Source organism: Streptomyces sp. NPDC030165 (genome assembly GCF_055573595.1).
On sequence record NZ_JBVIBD010000008.1, the window covers coordinates 58054 to 73772 of the forward strand.

General features: G+C 71.0%; 14 protein-coding genes, 1 tRNA gene and 1 riboswitch. Of the genes, 6 read left to right on the forward strand and 9 right to left on the reverse strand.

The annotated features are described in order from the left end of the window. Positions 1 to 73 precede the first annotated feature (73 nt). Both ACZ4Z1_RS16960 and ACZ4Z1_RS16965 read right to left on the reverse strand, forming a co-directional pair. The gene (locus tag ACZ4Z1_RS16960) at positions 74 to 1183 is read right to left on the reverse strand and encodes a FecCD family ABC transporter permease (protein ID WP_468487380.1); all 1110 of its coding nucleotides are present in this window, start codon (positions 1181 to 1183) and stop codon (positions 74 to 76) included. Continuing rightward, positions 1183 to 2286, reverse strand: coding sequence for an ABC transporter substrate-binding protein (locus tag ACZ4Z1_RS16965; RefSeq protein ID WP_468487611.1), 1104 nt, complete (start codon positions 2284 to 2286; stop codon positions 1183 to 1185). The genes ACZ4Z1_RS16960 and ACZ4Z1_RS16965 overlap by 1 nt, the downstream gene beginning before the upstream one ends. Before the next feature lie 201 nt (positions 2287 to 2487). After that, positions 2488 to 2700: riboswitch (cobalamin riboswitch) on the forward strand. On the opposite strand from ACZ4Z1_RS16965, the gene nicT reads away from it, so the two are divergent. Beyond that, on the forward strand, positions 2699 to 3919 hold the full coding sequence (gene nicT / locus ACZ4Z1_RS16970) for a Nickel transporter NicT (RefSeq protein ID WP_468487381.1): 1221 nt from the start codon (positions 2699 to 2701) through the stop codon (positions 3917 to 3919). Its footprint overlaps the riboswitch before it by 2 nt. A 94-nt stretch (positions 3920 to 4013) precedes the next feature. Here the strand turns inward: nicT and ACZ4Z1_RS16975 are convergent, their stop codons facing one another. From ACZ4Z1_RS16975 to ACZ4Z1_RS17000, 6 genes are all read right to left on the reverse strand, one after another. Beyond that, positions 4014 to 4514 carry a VOC family protein gene (locus ACZ4Z1_RS16975; RefSeq protein ID WP_468487382.1) on the reverse strand — a complete coding sequence of 167 codons (501 nt, stop codon included), beginning with the start codon at positions 4512 to 4514 and terminating at the stop codon, positions 4014 to 4016. Positions 4515 to 4600: 86 nt separating this feature from the next. Then, the gene (locus tag ACZ4Z1_RS16980) at positions 4601 to 5152 is read right to left on the reverse strand and encodes a DoxX family protein (RefSeq protein WP_468487383.1); all 552 of its coding nucleotides are present in this window, start codon (positions 5150 to 5152) and stop codon (positions 4601 to 4603) included. A 211-nt stretch (positions 5153 to 5363) separates the two neighbouring features. Beyond that, on the reverse strand, positions 5364 to 5597 hold the full coding sequence (locus ACZ4Z1_RS16985) for a hypothetical protein (protein ID WP_468487384.1): 234 nt from the start codon (positions 5595 to 5597) through the stop codon (positions 5364 to 5366). 187 nt (positions 5598 to 5784) lie between these two features. Continuing rightward, a complete protein-coding gene (locus tag ACZ4Z1_RS16990) occupies positions 5785 to 8091 on the reverse strand; it encodes an NHL repeat-containing protein (protein WP_468487385.1) in 2307 nt (768 codons plus the stop codon). A 178-nt stretch (positions 8092 to 8269) separates the two neighbouring features. Next, positions 8270 to 9520, reverse strand: a complete 1251-nt coding sequence (gene wecB / locus ACZ4Z1_RS16995; protein ID WP_468487386.1) for a non-hydrolyzing UDP-N-acetylglucosamine 2-epimerase — start codon at positions 9518 to 9520, stop codon at positions 8270 to 8272. Between the two features lie 643 nt (positions 9521 to 10163). Further along, positions 10164 to 10235: transfer RNA gene (locus ACZ4Z1_RS17000), tRNA-Val, on the reverse strand. Between the two features lie 177 nt (positions 10236 to 10412). Here ACZ4Z1_RS17000 and ACZ4Z1_RS17005 point away from each other — a divergent pair. The 5 genes from ACZ4Z1_RS17005 to ACZ4Z1_RS17025 all read left to right on the forward strand — a co-directional run bounded on the left by ACZ4Z1_RS17005 (position 10413) and on the right by ACZ4Z1_RS17025 (position 14829). Next, positions 10413 to 11807: a hypothetical protein gene (locus ACZ4Z1_RS17005; RefSeq protein ID WP_468487387.1), complete on the forward strand. Its 1395-nt coding sequence runs from the start codon at positions 10413 to 10415 to the stop codon at positions 11805 to 11807. A gap of 365 nt (positions 11808 to 12172) precedes the next feature. Next, positions 12173 to 12814 (forward strand): DUF4383 domain-containing protein, encoded by a 642-nt coding sequence (locus ACZ4Z1_RS17010; RefSeq protein ID WP_468487388.1) that lies wholly within the window; start codon positions 12173 to 12175, stop codon positions 12812 to 12814. Between the two features lie 98 nt (positions 12815 to 12912). Then, positions 12913 to 14058 carry a galactonate dehydratase gene (gene dgoD, locus ACZ4Z1_RS17015; protein ID WP_468487389.1) on the forward strand — a complete coding sequence of 382 codons (1146 nt, stop codon included), beginning with the start codon at positions 12913 to 12915 and terminating at the stop codon, positions 14056 to 14058. A gap of 131 nt (positions 14059 to 14189) precedes the next feature. Beyond that, positions 14190 to 14444 carry a hypothetical protein gene (locus ACZ4Z1_RS17020; RefSeq protein ID WP_468487390.1) on the forward strand — a complete coding sequence of 85 codons (255 nt, stop codon included), beginning with the start codon at positions 14190 to 14192 and terminating at the stop codon, positions 14442 to 14444. A gap of 166 nt (positions 14445 to 14610) precedes the next feature. Continuing rightward, positions 14611 to 14829 carry an FmdB family zinc ribbon protein gene (locus ACZ4Z1_RS17025; protein WP_468487391.1) on the forward strand — a complete coding sequence of 73 codons (219 nt, stop codon included), beginning with the start codon at positions 14611 to 14613 and terminating at the stop codon, positions 14827 to 14829. Between the two features lie 226 nt (positions 14830 to 15055). Here ACZ4Z1_RS17025 and ACZ4Z1_RS17030 read toward each other — a convergent pair whose 3' ends face one another. Beyond that, positions 15056 to 15715: an O-methyltransferase gene (locus ACZ4Z1_RS17030; protein ID WP_468487392.1), complete on the reverse strand. Its 660-nt coding sequence runs from the start codon at positions 15713 to 15715 to the stop codon at positions 15056 to 15058. Positions 15716 to 15719: the final 4 nt, after the last annotated feature.

The following is a 15719-nucleotide window of genomic DNA, read 5'->3' on the forward strand; positions in this document are numbered from 1 at the left end:
GCTGCTTCCGCGCCCGCGCCTGCTTCTGTGTCCCTGCCCGTACGCACGCTTGCGCTCATCCTCCCGTTTCCGCTCACCCTCCCGCTCCCAGCCGCCGGTCCAGCACGTACAGCAGCACCGGCGCGCCGATCAGCGCCGTCACCACGCCCACCGGCAGTTCCTGGGCGTCCATGGCGGTACGGCACACGATGTCCACCACGACCAGCAGGAGCGCCCCGGTCAGCGCGGCCAGCGGCAGCAGCCTGCGGTGGTCTCCCCCGACGATCAGCCTGCACAGATGCGGCACCATCAGCCCCACGAAGGCGACCGCGCCGGACACCGAGACCAGGACGCCGGTGAGCAGGCTGGTCACCACGAACAGCGTGCGGCGCAGCCGGACGACGTCCACGCCGACGCTCGCCGCCGTCTCGTCCCCCATCGTCAGCGCGTTCAGCGCGCGGGCCCTGCCCTGGAGGACCAGCAGTCCGGCCGGTACGGCGAGGGCCGGCAGGAGGAGCGTGTCCCAGGTGGCGCCGCCGAGGCTGCCCATCAGCCAGAACAGCACGCCGCGCGTCTGCTGCTCGTCCCCGGCCTGCAGCACGAGATAACTGGTGAACCCGGCCAGGAACTGCCCGATGCCGACTCCGGCCAGCACCAGCCGCAGCGGCGCGAAGCCGCCGCCCCGGCGGGCCAGCGTCCACACCAGCGCGAACGAGGCGAGCGCGCCGGCGAAGGCGGCCGACGACAGGCCCACACCCCCGCCCAGGCCGAACGTGCTCCCCGCGCCGAACACCCCGCCCGTCCCCGCCACAGCGCCCGCGCCCAGCACGATCGCGGCCACCGCGCCCAGCGACGCGCCGTTGGAGATACCCAGCAGGTACGGGTCCGCCAGGGGGTTGCGCACCAGCGCCTGGGTGGCCGTACCGACGAGCCCGAGACCCGCGCCGACCAGCGCGGCGAGCAGCGCCCTCGGAACCCGTAGCTGCCAGACGATCAGATCGTCCGTACCCGGCCGGGGCGGCGCCCCGCCCAGCCGCCGGAACACCACCGACCACACCTCGGCAGGAGCGATGTCGGTGGCACCGAGCGCGACGGCCGCGGTCAGCGCGGCGAGCAGCGCGATCAGCAGGCCGACGGCGAGCCCTGCGGTACGCGCCGCGCCGGCGGTGCGAGCCTCAGCCGCGGCACAGGCCGACGGCCCCATCAGCGCCCCGCCCCGGCCTCGTCCGGACGCTCCCCGGCCGGACGGCCCTTGCCCAGCCGGTCCGGGTAGAGCGTCTTAGCGATCCGCCGCACCGTGTCCGCGTTCCCCACTCCGGCGATGGTCGTCTGCTCGGAGCCGATACGCAGGAATTTTCCTTCCTTCACCGCGCGCAGCCCCGCCGTGGCCGGAAACTCCTTGAGGAACTTCTCGGCCTCGTCGAATGCCTTCTCATTGGCCGCGGCGCTTCCCCGGTTCCGTACGCCGAGCTGAATCCAGTCCGGGTTCTTTCCGACCACGTCCTCCCACGACACCGGTTTGAAGTCGCTCGCACAGTCCGCGAAGACGTTCCGTGCCCCGGCTTCGGTCATCACCGCGTTGGCCACCTGCCGGTTGCAGACCGCGACGGGCTGTTTCGTTCCCGCGTCGAAATCGAAGAAGAAGTACGACGGCCGCTTGCCCGCGGGGACGTCCGCGATGGCTTCGCGTACCGAGGAGATCTTCTTCTCCATCTCCGCCACCAGCTGCATCGCGCGCTTCGAGGCGCCCGTGATCTGTCCGAGCCGCCGGATGTCGCCCTCCACGGCGGACAGGTCCCGCTGCGGCACCTTCTTGCGCGGCGCACACGCCGTCGAGGCCAGGTAGACGTGTCTGATGCCCGCCGCGCTGAATTCCTCCTCGGTCGGGCCGGCCGCCGCCCCGCCCATGTTGCCCATGGAAGCGAACGTGTCGATATAGACGTCGGCGCCGGAACCGAGCAGCTTCTCCTTCGGAATCACCGTCTTCCCCAGTACCGGGACGCGCTGCGCCCGGGCATCGAGATCAGGTGGCAACGTGCCCTTTCCCGGCGGGAATCCGGTACCGACGACCCGGTCGCCCACTCCCAGCCGGAGCAGCATTTCCAGGCTCGCCGCGTTGCTCGTGACGATTTTCCGCGGGGCCTCGGAGAATGTCGTCCGCCGCCCGTCGCAATCGCTGACCGAGACGGGAAAGCCACCCGCTCCGCCGCCCCGGCCGTCCGCGGCACCCGCTGCCGTACGTCCGTCACCGCTGCCGCAACCAGTGGCCAGCCCGGCCACTGCCAGCGTCGCCAGCACCGCCGCCATCGACCGCCCACCGGCCACCGGCCACATCGACCCCGCTCGGCTCACTCGCCCCACCAGACCCACACGAGAACGCATACGTCCGCTCTCCCTGCCTCTCGACTGCCCGACGGCCCGCCCTTGCGGGCCCAGGACCAGGTAGTCGAGCGGAGAGCGCTGCGGGTTCCCGGCACATTGATCCGATGACCATGCCGCCACCGGACGTTAGAGTGTCCGGGCCGTGGTGTCGGGAAGACCGGTGAAGTCCTTCGGGTCCAGACCGGAGCGGCCCTCGCCACTGTGATCGGGAAGTTCCCGCCCCTTTCCGTACGCGCCCCGCGCCCGTACGGAGCCACTGGCCGCAGCCCGCGGCCGGGAAGGCCGGGGCGGGCGCGTACACCCGTCAGCCAGGAGACCGGCCACGGCATCTCACGAAATGATCCACGAGGTGCTGGAGCGTGACCACCGGATGTCCCTGTCCGCCGATTCCCCTTCGCCGTCCCCGGCTTCTTCGCCGTCCCCTTCCCCTACCCTCACTTCACCCGCGTCCGTTCCTTCCGCCTCCTCTCCCCCGCCCTCCGGTTTCCGCTGGCGGCGTCAGGACACCGTGCGGACCGCGGGGCTGATGGCGGTCATCGCCGCGCTGCACGTCGTCGCCTTCGGCGTGCTCTTCCTCCTGGTCGTGCCGAACCACTACACCGTGGGCTCGCAGGTCTTCGGGGTCGGCCTCGGCGTCACCGCGTACACCCTCGGCATGCGGCACGCTTTCGACGCCGACCACATCGCCGCCATCGACAACACCACCCGCAAACTGATGGCCGACGGCAAGCGCCCCGTCTCGGTGGGCTTCTGGTTCGCGCTCGGGCACTCCAGCGTGGTCGTCGCCATGGCGGCGCTGGTCGCCGGCGGCGCGCAGCTGGCCGGCACCCTGCTCGACGACGGATCGAGCGCCCACCAGGTGCTCGGCACCGTGGGCACCACGGTCTCCGGCACCTTCCTCTACCTGATCGCAGCGCTCAATCTCGTCGCGCTGGCGGGCATCTGGCGGGTGTTCCGCGCGATGCGGCAGGGCCGGTACGACGAGGCGGAGCTGGAGCAGCACCTCGACTCCCGCGGCTTCATGAACCGCGTCCTGGGCCGCTTCACCCGCTCCATCACCCGGCCCGGCCAGATGTACCCGCTCGGCCTGCTCTTCGGCCTCGGCTTCGACACCGCGACCGAGGTGACGCTGATGGTGATGGCGGGCAGCGGCGCGGCGGCCGGGCTGCCCTGGTACGCGATCCTGGTCCTGCCGCTGCTGTTCGCGGCGGGGATGAGCCTCTTCGACACGCTGGACGGTACGTTCATGAACTTCGCGTACCAGTGGGCGTTCTCGAACCCGGTGCGCAAGGTGTACTACAACCTCACGATCACCGGCCTGTCGATCGCCGTCGCCTTCTTCATCGGGACCATCGAACTGGTCACCGTCCTGCACGAGAAGCTGGCCCTGACGGACGGCCTGACCGGCTGGATCTCGTCGATCGACCTGGACAACGTGGGCTTCATCATCGTCGGCCTGTTCGTGGTCGTCTGGGCGGCGGCCCTGGCGTACTGGCGGCTGGCCGGGGTGGAGAAGCGCTGGTCGGCGCGGGCGGCGGAGGCCCGGGAGGCGGCCTGAGCCACCGGGGCCGCCGGATCTGCCGGGGCCCGCCGGACCGCTGGGGCCCGCCGGACCCGTCGCCGGGAGGGCGGGCCCCGCCCTCCCGCCGCCCTCAGGTGGCCGAGCCGGCCGCCGCGCCCGTCTTCAGGTCGCGTCCCCAGCGCGCCAGCTCGGCTTCGAGATCGAGCGGACGGATCCGGTCCGGTTCGTCCGGGCCCGGCCAGTCCGTACGCGGCACCCGCCACATGACCTCGAACTCGTTGCCGTCCGGGTCCTTGGCGTACAGCGACTTGGACACCAGGTGGTCGGAGGCACCGACCAGCGCGCCCCGCGCCGCCAGGTCCGCGGCCGTGTCCGCCAGCTCACCGAGTGTGCCGACCTCCCAGGCCAGGTGGTAGAGCCCCACCCGGCCGTGCTCGGGTCCCGGCGCCTCGGCGCCGACCGCGAACAGCCCGAGATCGTGATCGTTGGCGGTCCCTTCCGCGCTGAGGAACGCGGCCCTCCCCGGAATCTCGGAGTCCACCCGGAAACCCAGCGTCTCCGTGTAGAAGGCCACCGCGCGCGCCACGTCCCGTACGTAGAGCACCGCGTGATTCAGCCGCCGCACCGCCACGTCAATCCCTCACCTTCCGCTTCTCACCGCTCACACCGCTTCACTTGCCCCACTTGGTGCCGCTGCGCCTCGCCCGACGCTCGGACTCAGTCACGCACCAGCAGCATCACGAACGCCACGACCACCCCGAACACCAGGGCGGCCGCCCCGTACGCGAGCCGGTGCGTACGCAGGGCCGGCAGCAGCCGGTCGACCGCGTACCGGCCGGGGCCGGTCAGCGCCAGGGCTGCCGCGCCCGCCGTGAGCAGCAGCTCGTACTCCACACCCTCGGGCGCGAAGAAGCCGCCGCCCCACTTCACCGCCAGCGCGTTCACCATCGTTCCGACGACCGCCGCGCCCGCCAGCGGCGTCAGCAGCCCGAGGACCAGCCCGAGGCCGCCCAGCGTCTCGCTGAGGCCGGCCACCACGGCCATGGCCTTGCCGGCCGGGTAGCCGCTGGCCGTGAAGAACTGTCCGGTTCCGTCCAGCCCGGCCCCGCTGAACCAGCCGAACAGCTTCTGCGTGCCGTGCGCGGCCATGATCAGGCCGACCGCGAGCCGCAGCAGGAGCAGGCCGACGTCGTACGCGTGCGGCGTGGCGGCGTGGCGGTCGTCGACGCCGCTGCCGTAGTCACGGAGGGGGCTGAGGGGGGAGGACATGCGCGTGCTCATTTCTGTCTGGTCGTTCCCGGGCCGGCGGGCCCTGTGGGAGGGCCGGACCGTCCCCGCCGAAGTACTTGAAACTTCAAGTCACACGTCGACGATACACACCACTTGAAAGACGAACAACAGCGCCGCGCCCCGCACCCTCACTCTTCGGACACCCGCCCGCACGGTACGTAACCCTTGTACCTACCCTCCCCCAGGCCATTCAGCCCTCCCCCTCCGCCCCCGTCCACGTGTCCTTGTCGCCCCCGCGCCACTCCACGAGCCCCGGCGCATCCAGGTCGATGTCCTCGGCGTCCGGCGCCAGCCCGGCGTGCCGCAGGAACTCGGCGACATCACCGCGCCCGTGTGCCAGCCCGACGATCTGTCCATGGACGGTGACCCGCCGTCTGCCGGACGGCGAGGGCGGGTGGACGATCACCGGCGGATGCTCAGCCATGCTTTCAGCGTGCACCGGGACCGACCACCACGCATGTCGGCCGCCGCACCGGCTCCGAACACGCCCGTCCCAGCAGGCCCCGCCCGGCCGGAATCCCGTAGGGAAACCGGCCGGACGGGGCCTGCGCGCCGTCGACGGATCAGCGGATCAGCGGATCAGCAGGTCAGCGGGTCAGCGGGTCAGCGGGTCACAGCACCCGGGCGGTCAGCTGCACCGGCGCGAGACGGCCCACATTGGCCCGCCCGTCGGTGGACTGGGTGCCCGATTTCGCATCGGACTGAGCCTTGACCGAAATCGTGTGGATCAGAGCGGTCTTGTCGGTCGTCCCGGTGTTCAGGTGCGGGTTGGAGTGGATGACCAGCGTCTTGCCGCCGTCCTCCAGGCGGGTGTCGAGATTCCCGGTGACGTACGGCTTGACGTTGTAGTAGCCGTACGAGGCGCCGCCCGTGAAGACGAAGCCCGTCGGGGCGGTGAGACGCTGCTCGATCGTGCCGGGATTGACCGGCTGGTTGCCGAGCGAGCGGATCTCCAGGTTGAACTTGCCGGTCTGGCCCGGCGCCAACGAGGGCACCGAGGCCTGCACCACGCGCAGCGCGGTCTCGTCCTGTGCCGTACCGGTGACGGTGCCGGAGAGCTGGACGGGCGTGTGCCGGCCGATGCTGGCCGACCCGTTGTCGTACCGCCCGGGCACGGCGTCGGCACGGGCCTGCACCGGAATGGTGTAGATCACCGAACCGGCGTCACTGGACGTGGTGTTGACGTGCGGGTTGGCCGTGATGACCAGGGTCCGGCCGTCGTCCTCGACGCGGTGGCCGAGGTCCCCGGCGATGACGCCGTGGATGGTCTCGTAGTACGCGTACGACGGCCCGCCGGTGAAGACGAAGCCGGTCGGTGCGGTGTACCGCTGGACGATGGTGCCGGGGTTGACGGGCTGGCCCGTGGCCGAGACGTACCGCATGGTGAAGACCGTGCGCTGGCCCGGCGCGACGTCCGGCACGGTGTCCTGGTAGATCGTCAGAGCCGTCTCGTCCGCCACCGGGGCGGGGACGACGACCGTGACGGGCAGCCTGAAGGTGTTGTCCTTCAAATTCAGATCCCCGCCATACTGGATCTCCAGCGTGCACTCGTACGTGCCCGCCGGCGTACCCTCCGGCGCGCTGATCCGGAACACGCCGTCCAGCAGGCCCTGGTACGGGACGAGTTCCTGGCCGGTGAACGTACGGCTGAGCCGCCGCCCCGACGTGCCGGGGCCGCCGGACAGCCCGTCGGCCAGCGTCAGCACCACGGTCACGAGGCCGCCGTCGGCCGGGTTCGGGCCCCGGTTCCCGACCCGGGCACCGAGGTCGAACTCCTGGCCGCGCTGCACCCGGTACGGGCTGACGACCTCCCCGTACAGGTCGGCGGTCGGCGGGGGCGGCGGAGTCATGCTGGCGACGCCGGTGACACCACGGATGCGGTGGTTGGCGTAATCGGCGATGTAGAGGTTGCCGGCCCGGTCCAGCGCCAGCCCGAACGGGTGGTAGAGGCGCGTGCCCGCGGCGGGCCCGCCGTCGTCCACGTACCCGGCGACGCCGTTGCCCGCCACCGTCGTGATGATGCCGTCCGAAGTGACCTTGCGGACCCGGTGGTTGTGGCCGTCACCGATGTACAGATTGCCGGCCTCGTCCAGGACGACGCCCCAGGGATAGTGCAGGCGGGTGCCGACCGCGGGCCCGCCGTCGGAGACGTACCCGGCGGTGCCGTTGCCCGCCACCGTGGTGATGATGCCGTTCGGAGCCACCTTACGGATGCGGTGGTTGTGCCGGTCGGCAATGTACAGGTTGCCGTCGGCGTCCACCGTCACGCCCAGGGGGTAGTACAGACGCGTCGAGATCGCCGGGCCGCCGTCGGACACGTACCCGGCAGTGCCGTTGCCCGCCACCGTGGTGATGATGCCGTTCGGCGTCACCTTACGGATGCGGTGGTTCCCGTGGTCCGAGATGTAGAGATTGCCGCTGCGGTCCACGGCCACCCCGTGGGGGTGCGAGAGCCGAGTGGCGATCGCGGGCCCACCGTCGGACACGTATCCGGCCTGCCCGTCACCCGCCACCGTGGTGATGTTGCCGTTCGGGGCCACCTTACGGACACGGTGGTTGAGGGTGTCGGCGATGTAGAGGTTGCCCGAGTCGTCCACCGCCACGTCCGCGGGGTGGTACAGCCGAGTGGCGACGGCCGGTCCGCCGTCGGACATGTACCCGGCCTGCCCGTCACCCGCCACCGTGGTGATGTTGCCGTTCGGGGCCACCTTGCGGACACGGTGGTTGTTCCGGTCGGCGATGTAGAGGTTGCCGGCCTTGTCGACGGTCACGCCGTAAGGGGCGTTGAGCCTGGTCAGCGGCCCGGGTCCGCCGTCGGAGATGAATCCGGCCGCGCCGTTGCCCGCCACCGTACCGATGGCGCCTTCGACGAGCCCCGCGGGCTGCGGGCCGGTTCCGGTGCTGGATGTGGTTGCCATGAGTGGGTGCTCCTGCCTCTGGTTCGGGAGAAATGAGCGCTCGGGGAGGGAGGAATGCGGCTGGGGAGGGGGCCAAGGCGCATCTGGAGGCCCATGGGACCGGAAGGTTCAGGCACGTCCGGAAGGCTCACGGGGCGGAAGGTCCGGGCACGTCCGGAGGCTCACAGGGACCGAAGTCTCATGCCTGCCCCCTGCCGGACGCCACGCCCGCCCCCCAGCCCGACACCACGCCTGACGACACGCCCGCCCCCACGTGCGGGGCCGCGTCCTCCCCCATGTCAGGAGGCCGGGAGGCCAGCCCCAGCAGCCAGCCGCACGCGGCCGCACAACGCCGGGCCGCGCGCCCGTCGCCGTAAGGATTGCGGCGCGGAAAGGACCGATGCGCCGCCACCGACAACGCGCCTTCGTACGCGAATTCCTTTTCCGCCGCCGCCACGATCTCCGGCTCCCGCGTACCGACGAGCCGGGCCAGGCCGGATTCGACCCCCTCGGTGCGCTCGGTACTGTCCCGGGTCACCAGGACCGGCACGCCGAAAGCGGCGGCCTCTTCCTGAATACCGCCCGAATCCGTGACGGCCAGAACGGACCGGGCGAGCAGCCGGGCGAAGGCGTCGTACGGAATGGGGCCCGGCAGATGCACATTGGGCCGCCCGTGCAACGACTCCTCGACGGCCGCGCGTACCGACGGATTCATGTGCGCCGCCACCACGAAACCGACTTCCGGATATTGACGGCTGAGTATCGCCACCGCCCGCCCGATACGCCGGATCGGTTCACCCCAGTTCTCCCTGCGGTGCGCGGTCACCAGCACCAGCGGGGCGACATCGCGTTCGATACGGCGCAGAGCGGGGTCGTCGGTGGTGGGCGGGCACCGGCTCGCGGTGACGACCGCGTCGATCACGGTGTTGCCGGTCACCAGGACCCGCTCGGCCGCCACGCCCTCGGCGAGCAGATTCCGGCGGGCGGCACGGGTGGGCGCCAGGTGGAGGTCGCTCACCCCCGCGATCATCCGGCGGTTCGCCTCCTCAGGGAACGGATAGCGCAGGTCACCGGAGCGCAGCCCCGCCTCCACGTGCACCACGGGGATCGCGGAGTAGAACCCGGCCAGCGCCCCGGCCAGCGCCGACGACGTGTCCCCCTGGACGACCACCGCCTGGACCGCCGGCGCCCGCAACTGCTCGCCCAGCCTGCTGAGCAGCCCGGCCGTCAGCTCACTCACGGAATCCGCGCCGGGCGCAGGGGGTAACTCGACCTGCGCGCGCAGCCCGAAACACGCGAGGGTGTCACGCACCACCGCACCGTGCTGCCCGGTCGCGACGAGCACCGGCTCCGCCCAGCGCCGCCGGTGCAATTCTCTGACGAGCGGCGCAAGTTTCACGGCCTCCGGCCGGGTCCCCACAACAATGGCGATGCTTCGTCGGCTGTTCAACGTCCCCTGCTCTCCGTCCGTCGCACGCGGAATACGGCAGCATCCCTGACGGCGTCACCAGAAAGTCAGCACAAAAAATCCCCCCACCCGCACTACGAAAGATCACGCGGCAGCGCACAGATACGCGCCCATGAGCCCTGCACGCCCTGCCGCAAAAGTTGAAACAGGCACCTTCGCGCCTGTGCCGATCAGCGCACGAAGCGAACTCCGCCGCTGAAGCTAACCCCGGTTCCGCACACCGTGCAATGCCACCCACTCATCATGAACGATCGGTTCCGGACAGTCTCCCCTCCCACCTTCCGAAATACCCGCCAGCCCCCCGGCCCCGATCCCCCTTTTCCAGCCACCACCCCAATCCCCCTCACAACTCCCTCCCCCTCCTCCACAAATCCCTCCCCCCAATAAACCTCCCCCAACAAACACCCCACAGCCCCAAAACCCCCAGTCCCAACCCAGCCCCAACCCAGCCCCCACAACCACCACAGAACCAAACACCCCACAGGCCCCCGCCCCCACTCCATGGGACCGGCCGAACCCCACCGAAGACGATGTGGACTCTCAGCGGACCCACACCACCAAAACGGCCCCCGATCACTCCTGATCGGGGGCCGCGCTCCAGCCGCTCACCTGCGGACTGGCCATGTGGGCACAACAGGATTTGAACCTGTGACATCTGCTTTGTAAGAGCAGCGCTCTACCGCTGAGCTATGCGCCCTGGCTGAGCCGACAGACTACCTTGCTTCCTGGGCTGCACCGCAAACCAGGGGCGCGGGCCCCGGGGCGGGACCGGTGAACCGGGCACCGAGATCGCGAACCAACCGGCCGCTGTGTTCGTTCCTACTGGGTGGGAGAATGGCAGCCGGGCCTGGGGCGATGCGATCGGGAGAGGGATGTGACGGCGACACACACGCAGCCGCACGAGCAGCGAGCACGCCGTGCAGTACGCCGCCGCCCTCGAAGAGGCGCGTTCCGGGACACGATGGCCCTGCTCCTGCTGCCGCTGCCGTTGCTGGCGGCCGCGGCGCCGGCCGCGTTCGCGGGCGGGGGCACGCGGCGCTGGTTCGGGCGCGGGGAGAGCCAGCGTGCGGATGCGCAAGCCGCGAAGGATGCCGCGGCAGCGGCTTTCTACGAGCTGGACACGGCCCAGCGCGATCTTCGGATCTCCATAGAGACGATCACGGCGGTCGACAGATCACCGGCGGCCAGACGGGCCGCGGAGGACTACGAGAACTTCGGGCGGCGGATCGACGAGGTCAGCCAGGGCTACATCACCGCCGTCGACGCCCATGACCTCGACCGGGACGACCTCGACGCCGGCGCCGCCTCCCGGGCCCGCGCCGACCTGACCCGGGCCAAGGAGGAGCTGGAGCGGGTCAAGGCCGACCTCGACCGTTTCGCGCAGGGGCTCGGCCCGCTCCTGCAGACCGCGGAGACGCAGCTGGCCCGGCTCGCGCCGGCGGTGGAGCGGGCCCGGCAGGCCCTGCTCGCCGCGAGCAACGCCCTGGACGCCGTCCGCGCGCAGGACTACAAGGCCGACGATCTGGCGGCCCGGCTGGCCGCCCTCTCACCCGAGCTGACCAAGCTGAACCAAGGCGCCGGACAGCACGGCGTGCAGGAGACGATCCGGCGCGCCGACGACGTACTGCGCCAGGCCGAGTCCGTACGCGCCGAGGCGGAGCGGCTGCCCGAGAAGGCCGCGGAGATCGACAAGCGGCTGGTGTCGCTGCGCACCCGGGCGCAGGCCATCACGACCCGGGCGAGCAACGTCGACCCCGTACTGAGCGAACTGCGGCGGCGTTACAGCGCGGCCTGCTGGCAGGACCTCCAGCACGTACCGGCCCAGGCCGCGGACGCCGTCGCGCAGGCCGAGGCCAAGGTGCGGGAGGCCCAGCGGGCCCGGGACGAGCAGCGGTGGGCCGACGCCACGAGCCTGCTGGCGACCGTACGGGCCCTGCTGAACACGACCGACGAGGCGGTCTCGGCGGCCGGCGACCGGCTGCGGCGGCTGGACGAGGTCTCCTTCGACCGTGAGAAGGAGGTCGAGCGCACACGCTTCGCCGTACGGGACGCGCAGCGGCTGGCCATGGCGGGGCGCAGCACGCCCGACCCGCGGCACGCGCGGCCGCTGGACGACGCGGTGGCGCGTCTGGACCGCGCGATCGCCGGCCTGGAGGGGCGGCATCCGGACTGGTGGCACTTCCTGACCGAGACGGAGGCGGTCCGGCAGACCGCGGCCCGGGTCGTCCAGGAGATCCGCGACGAACGGGGCGGCGGCACGGCGGGCTGAGCCGCCTGGGGCGGCTGACGCGATGACGGCGATGGCGGCGGTGACCAGCCCTCCGGTCCGTCGTCCGGGTCTGGCCTGCCGGTCCGGCCTTGGCTCCTGTATCGGCCGGTGCCGGTCCCGGTCTGGTGCCAGTCCCGCCCCGGTGCCGGTCCGCGCCCGTTGCCCGTCCGCCTTGGTGCCGGTCCCGCTTCGGTGCCGGTCCCACCCTGCCCGTCCCGCCCCGGTACCCTTCCCGCCCCGGTCGGCCGCACCTCGCTCAGCCGCGGGTAGCGCCCATGACCTGGCCCTATGGCGTTCCGCCGGGGACAGGCGGATGCTGGAGTCAGGCACGGCCCAGGCGGTTCATCGCGCTAAGGAGGCCGCACATGGACGCTGGCCAGGCTCTGCACGGGCCCTCCCGGACGCTGCACGGCAAGGTGCGGCACACGCGGCTCGACGAACACCTACCCGTCGATCACCGGCTCAGCACCGTCTACCGTTTCGGCGCGGGACTGATGGGCCTGGTCCTGGTCGCCTTCGGCATCCTGGGGCTGATCGACAAGATCGGATTCTTCGACACCGGCGGTGACACCGTCGCCGGCCTGAACACCAACGGCGCACTGAGCGTGCTGTCGATCATCGTGGGTCTGGTCCTCTTCGGCGGCATGGTGATCGGCGGCAACTTCGCCTCCACCCTCAACATCGTGCTCGGCATGGCGTTCCTGCTGAGCGGCTTCGTCAATCTCGCCATCTTGGAAACCGGCTTCAACTACCTGGCGTTCCGCCTCCAGAACGTTCTGTTCAGCTTCGTCGTCGGCCTGATGCTGCTGGTCTTCGGCATGTACGGACGGGTCTCCGGCGGTCTCTCGCACGACAACCCGTACTGGCGCGCCCGTCACCCGGAAGTGGCCCGGCAGCAGCCCCGGCGCCCCCTCCCACCCCGCACCGGCGCCCACGCGACACCGCGGTACGCGGCCGTCACGGACAACCGCCACCGCCGCCCGAAGCACCGCAGACACACCGTGTGAGGCCCCGCCCCACCCCTGCCGTCCCCCTCCCTGATTGATAACCCCGCCCCCACATGCCAGCCTCTGACCAGCCACAGTCGGAGGAAGGACAGCGGCCTGTGAGGATCAGCCGTGTCGAGACGTTTCTGGCCCCGCCGCGCTGGCTGTTCGTCCGCGTGGAGACCGACGAGGGGCTCGTCGGCTGGGGCGAGCCGGTGGTCGAGGGCCGCGCCGAGCCGGTACGGGCCGCCGTCGAGGTCCTGTCCGAGTATCTCCTCGGCCAGGACCCGTCACGCATCGAGGACCACTGGCAGGTCATGACCAAGGGCGGCTTCTACCGCGGCGGCCCGGTGCTCTCCTCCGCCGTCGCCGGGCTGGACCAGGCCTTGTGGGACATCAAGGGCAAACAGCACGGCGTGCCCGTCTATCAACTCCTCGGCGGCCCCGTACGAGAACGCGTCCGCGCGTACGCCTGGATCGGAGGCGACGAACGGGACGAGATCCGCGACGCACTGACCGCCCAGGTCGAGGCAGGTTTCACCGCCGTCAAGATGAACGGCTGCGGGCCGATGACACCGGTCGCCACCCGCGCGGAGGTACGCGACTGCCTGCGCCGCGCCGAGACCGCCCGTGCCGTGCTGGGCGACGAACGGGACTTCGGCCTGGACTTCCACGGCCGCGTCTCCCCCGCCAACGCCCGACGCCTCCTTCCCCTACTCGCCGAGTACGCGCCGATGTTCGTGGAGGAACCCGTCCTCTGTGACCATCTGCACGCGCTTCCCGACCTGGTCAACGCATCCAACATCCCCCTCGCGCTGGGCGAGCGGCTCTTCACCCGCCAGGAGTTCCTGGCTCCTCTCCAAGCCGGCGTCGCCATCCTCCAACCGGACATCTCCCACGCGGGCGGCATCTCCGAACTGCGCCGGATCGCCGCGCTGGCGGAGACGTACGGAGCCCAGCTCGCCCCGCACTGCCCACTCGGCCCGGTCGCCCTCGCCGCCAGCCTTCAAGTCGCCTTCACCACCCCCAACTTCCTCATCCAGGAACAGTCCATCGGCATCCACTACAACCAGGACGCCGAACTGCTCGACTACGTGACCGACCCGGAACCCTTCCGCTTTCACGCCGGCTCTCTCTTGCGCACCGACCGTCCCGGGCTGGGCGTGACGGTCGACGAGCCGGCCGTACGAGCCGCCGACAGACGGGGGCACGCCTGGCGCAACCCGGTCTGGCGGCACGCGGACGGCTCCTTCGCCGAGTGGTGAGCCCGGCCACCCACGCCATCCCGGTGTCCCCCGACCAGCAAGCACGCCCCCGAAAGGCACGCTCCCCAGAGACACGCGCCCGAGTGACACACGCCCGAAAGGCACACACCCGAAAGGCACGGGCCCGCCGTATGAACTCCGCCGACGCGCTGCGCACCGCGCGCTTGGTCGCCATCGTCCGTGGCACGGACGCCGTCGCACCGTTCCGTACGGTCATGGCACCGGCCGAGGCGGGCGTCTCCCCGATCGAGGTCTCTCTCACCGGACGGGACGCCCTCCACGTCATCCACCGAGCACGCGCCGAACTGGTCGCTGACGCCTGGCCGGATACCTCTCCGCTCTGCTGGATGGCGAGGACGTCGCCGGGCGCCTCGAACGAGCCGTGACGACCAAGGCCTTCGCGGTCGCCTCGCCCGGCGACTGGTAGGGCGCACCCACCCGTGCCGAACTGAGCCTGCTCAGCGCGCCGCCCGGCACGGTCGTACGCTGACCCGGGCCTCTTCCGCCTCACGTCCCACCCCCTCCTTCCCGCTCGCGGGCTAATCTGTCGCCATGCCTCGTTACGAATACCGCTGCCGTTCCTGCGGCTCGACCTTCGAGCTGAACCGCCCGATGGCCGAGTCCTCCGCCCCGGCCACCTGCCCGGACGGCCACGAGGACACGGTCAAGCTGCTGTCCACGATCGCTGTCGGCGGCACCGCCGCAGCTCCCGCCCAGGCGCCCAGCGGCGGTGCAGGCGGCGGCTGCTGCGGAGGCGGCTGCTGCGGTTAGTACCGGTAGAGCCGATAGCGCCGACAGAGCCGGTAGCGGTGGCAGCACCGTCGGCCAGTCCGGGCCCCGGGCGACGGCCCTCGCCACAGCCCGGCGCTCGGCTCTCACCTGCTGACTGCCGACTGCCCCTACCGCCTGCCGCCCCTTACCCGGAGCCGCACCCGCACCGCCCCCGGCCTGGTACCGGCACTGACACCGGCGCCGGGGCGGACTATCGCCGCATCCATCACGATCTCCGTGCCACAGTCAGTCCGTCTGCCACGGTGAGCATCACCGCCTCCACCCGCTCGTCCGCCGTGACGTGCTCGTTGAACTTCCTGATCGCCGCGGCCGCCCCTTCCGCATGTGGGTCGACAACGGCCCCGCCGAAGAGGACGTTGTCCGCGACGATCAAGCCGCCGGACCGCAGGCGCGGGACCAACTCGTCCCAGTACGGGATGTAGTTGCCCTTGTCCGCGTCGAGGTACGCGAAGTCGATGTGCGGCTCGGCGGACATTGCCCGCAGCGTGTCCAGTGCGGGGGCGATCCGTAGACCGATCCGGTCCGCCACACCGGCCTTCTCCCACGCCTCGCGGCCGTACGCCGTCCATTCCTCGGAGATGTCGCAGGCGATCAGCTCGCCGTCCGGGGGCAAGGCCTGCGCCATCGCCAAGGTCGAGAAGCCGGTGAAGGTGCCGACCTCCACAATCCGGCGCGCCCCGCACAGGCGGACCAGGAAGGCCAGCAGTGGGCCCTGTTCCTGGGCCGACTGCATCTGTGCCTGGTCGGGGAAACGCTGATATGTGGTCTCCACCAGCTCCCGCTGCACGGCGTCCAGCGGGGGGTTGTGCGCGAGGACGTAGTCGTACAGCTCCTCCGTGATCGTGGTGGTCTTGCTCTTGGTCACCGGT